4 protein-coding genes and 1 pseudogene are annotated in these 3,533 nt (G+C 25.0%); 1 reads left to right on the top strand and 4 read right to left on the bottom strand.

All coding sequences use genetic code 11. The features are described 5' to 3' along the window. Positions 1 to 182: 182 nt before the first annotated feature. The 4 genes from Q5F54_RS12010 to Q5F54_RS11995 all read right to left on the bottom strand — a co-directional run bounded on the left by Q5F54_RS12010 (position 183) and on the right by Q5F54_RS11995 (position 2,973). Positions 183 to 878 (bottom strand): response regulator transcription factor, encoded by a 696-nt coding sequence (locus Q5F54_RS12010; protein ID WP_281537821.1) that lies wholly within the window; start codon positions 876 to 878, stop codon positions 183 to 185. Between the two features lie 197 nt (positions 879 to 1,075). Next, entirely contained in the window at positions 1,076 to 1,498 is a 423-nt protein-coding gene (locus Q5F54_RS12005; RefSeq protein ID WP_288526479.1) for an amidohydrolase family protein, read from the bottom strand. 161 nt (positions 1,499 to 1,659) lie between these two features. After that, positions 1,660 to 2,247, bottom strand: coding sequence for a class I SAM-dependent methyltransferase (locus tag Q5F54_RS12000; RefSeq protein WP_281537823.1), 588 nt, complete (start codon positions 2,245 to 2,247; stop codon positions 1,660 to 1,662). A 9-nt stretch (positions 2,248 to 2,256) separates the two neighbouring features. Beyond that, a complete protein-coding gene (locus Q5F54_RS11995; RefSeq protein ID WP_276702469.1) occupies positions 2,257 to 2,973 on the bottom strand; it encodes a pseudouridine synthase in 717 nt (238 codons plus the stop codon). A gap of 343 nt (positions 2,974 to 3,316) precedes the next feature. Between Q5F54_RS11995 and Q5F54_RS11990 the strand changes: the two are divergent. Next, positions 3,317 to 3,533, top strand: a pseudogene (locus Q5F54_RS11990) (AI-2E family transporter); the annotation flags it as partial.

Genomic DNA, 3,533 nt, shown 5'->3' with positions numbered 1-3,533 from the left:
CTTGAGCCACTGCGTGGGCGAAGCATTTCAAAATGTCATTTTTTACGTTTCTGAAACTATTGATATTAGTTGTATTTATTAATTTAAGACATATCATTACTCCTAAAACTTGAGTAATCATAAACATAGCTAAAATAAAAATACAATTAAATATAAGGCTTTTATTTTTTAATATTTTCCCATTATAATTTTTCAATTTTATATCCAACTCCCCACACTACCTTCAAATACCTTGGTTCTTTCGGATTAATCTCAATTTTTTCCCTTATCCTTCTAATATGTACTGCTACAGTATTTTCAACATTAAAACTTTCTTCATTCCATACTTTTTCGTATATCTCATCTATAGAAAATACTCTGCCTTTGTTAGATAATAATAGCTTTAATATTTTAAATTCTATTGGAGTTATTTTTACAACTTCTCCATCAACTTTTACTTCCTTTGTTGATATATTAAGTTCAAGTCCACCACTTTTTAATATATCTTTATTAAAATTATTATCATAATTGCCTAAAGTAACATATCTTCTTAAGTTTGACTTTACCCTTGCTATAAGTTCTAATAAATTAAATGGTTTTGTTATATAATCGTCTGCACCTATATTTAACCCTATTATTTTATCTGTATCTTCACTTTTTGCTGATACTAATATTATTGGTATGTTTTTTTCTTCTCTTATTTTTATGGTTGCCTTTATTCCATCTAATTTAGGCATCATTATATCCATTAATATTAAATGGATTTCTTTTTCTACTAAAATTTCTAAAGCTTCTATACCATTGTAAGCTTTAAATATATTGAACCCTTCATTTTTTAAATATATTTCAATTGATTCAACTATTTCCTTATCATCATCGACTACTAATATGTTATACATTGTATCTACCCCTTTTATAAATTACTTCTCACTGTATTATACACGAAAATCACATCCTTTTATAATTATATTGCTTATCAACTTTTACTATATATTTATAATAAGATAAATTTCTTACGTAATTATTAACTAAATTCTTACGATTTTCTTACAAAAAATAGAACTTTCTAAATATAAAAGTTCTACTTTTAATAAATTTATCTTCTTACAGAAGTTCCAAGTTTTCCATTTACTATTTCTCCATCTTTTAGAGCAACGCTACCTTTAATTAAAACATATTTAATTCCATCAGGCTTTTTAATTGGATTATCAAAAGTTGCATTGTCTTTTATCTCATCATAAGAAAAAATAGTAATATCAGCATCGCTTCCCTTAGATAAATTTCCTTTATTACTAAGACCAAGCTTTTTAGCTTGCATTGTAGTCATTTTATTTATTGCATCATATAAACTTAACTTCCCAGTTTTAACATACTTATCTATAAGTCTTGGGAAAGTTCCTGCTGCTCTTGGATGACCTTGTTCATTGTGTAAAAATCCATCATCATATGTTGTTTCACATATACGTGTACTAAAAGCATAGTATGGATAACAATCACTAGAAATATTATAAAAAGGCATTTCAAAATACCTTAATGAGATTTACATCTCATAAATATATATTTTAAAATGCCTTTTAATATCTTTTTATTTTGTGTTATGTTTACCTAGTATAAAGTACTATACAAACATTGTATAATTATATATTAAAAATATCAATAACTTCCAATACATTTACTAATTTATTTTATATATTCTTTTTTCTTCTCTATTAAAACAAGTTGTGGTGGATTATTTATTTGATTTATAAATCCAGATTCTAATACGTTAAATTCATTTTGATCAAGATTTTTTACAAATTCATAAACACTATTTTTCTCTTCCATTCCACCTTCATGTCCTGTGTATATTGCTATACTTATAACTCCATGAGGTTTTAATAAATTTAAAGAATGTTTAATGGCCTTAATAGTAGTTTCAGGTTTAGTTATTATATTATGGTCAGCTCTTGGAAGATATCCTAAATTAAATAAAACACAGCTTACTTCTCCTTCAACATACTTGTCCATATTTTCATGACCATCAAGTATTAACTTAACTCTATCGCTTAAGTTTTCTTTATCTAATCTTTTTTTAGTAGATTTAAGAGCAGTTTCTTGTATATCAAAACTATATACAAATCCTTCTTCTCCAACCTTCTCTGCTAAATACTTTGTATCGTATCCATTTCCCATAGTAGCATCAACTACTATATCACCTTTATTTATAACTTTTTCTAAATATAATTTATTTATATCTGTAATCTTAGTTAAACACTTTCCTACTTTCATACTTTACCTCTACTTTATACTTTTTAAATAAGCCACTTCTTCTTTAGTTAGATGTCTGTACTGACCTACTTCTAAATCTTTTAACACTATTTTACCCATAGCTGCTCTTCTAAGTCTAAGTACTGGGTGATTTATAGCTCTACACATTTTTCTTACTTGTCTATTTCTACCTTCATGTATTTTTATTTGACATATTGAATAGTTCTTTTCTTCATTTATTTTAACTACTTTTATTTTAGCAGGAGCTGTTTTGTAGTCTTCTATATATAAACCTTCTTCAAAGTTTTTAATTTCTTGTGCATTTGGTACACCTTTAACTATAGCCATGTAAGTTTTATCAACTTCATGTTTTGGATGAGTTAATTTATAAGTTAAATCACCATCATTAGTAAGTATCAATAAACCACTAGTTTCATAATCTAGTCTTCCTATAGGATAAACTCTTTCATCTATATCTTTTACTAAATCAAGTACACTTGGTCTATCAAATTGATCTTTAACAGTTGTTATATAACCTTCTGGTTTGTTTAAAACAATGTAAACATTATTTTTTTCTACACCTATTTGTTCTCCATCAATTTCAACTATATCTTTTTCCTCATCTATATTAAAGGCAAGTTCTGTAACTAGCTTTCCATTTACAGTAACCCTACCATCTAGTATTATTTCTTCTGCTTTTCTTCTTGATGCTACACCACAAGATGCTATATATTTATTTATTCTCATAATTTCACCTTTCTCTTATAGTTTTAATATCATCATTTTTAATGACTATATATTATATCAACACTAAAATGTTTATTTAACACTTCTAGCAAATCAATTTTCGTTTCATTATTATAATATAATCTATATGAGTAAAAATTAAAATATTTAATTTACTATTTACTCAAATTAACTCTTTAAATAATAGTTTATCTATTAAATGTACTAAAAAAAAGATATATTGTTAATATTCTTATTATAAAAGTTTCTTAAGTAAATTATTTTATAGTGATACTTAATTTTTTATATTTGCATAAAATATATTTAGTAGAAATTTTTAACATTATCTAAGGAGGAGTTTATTATGATTTCAAAAGACAATATAAAATACTACATACTTATAGCATTTATTTCTATAATACTGTACAAAGCTATCGACTCTCCAAGACAAATATTAGATAGTATTAATGGATTAATGTCTTTTTTCAGTCCATTTTTAATTGGAATACTTTTAACATTGCTTTTAAATCCTATGATAATGTTTTTAGAAAGAAAATTTAAATCTCATAGACTTATTAACA

It is taken from the genome of uncultured Romboutsia sp. (genome assembly GCF_958366745.1).
GTDB lineage: Bacteria > Bacillota > Clostridia > Peptostreptococcales > Peptostreptococcaceae > Romboutsia > Romboutsia timonensis.
This window is presented reverse-complemented; position numbering and strand designations above follow the sequence as displayed.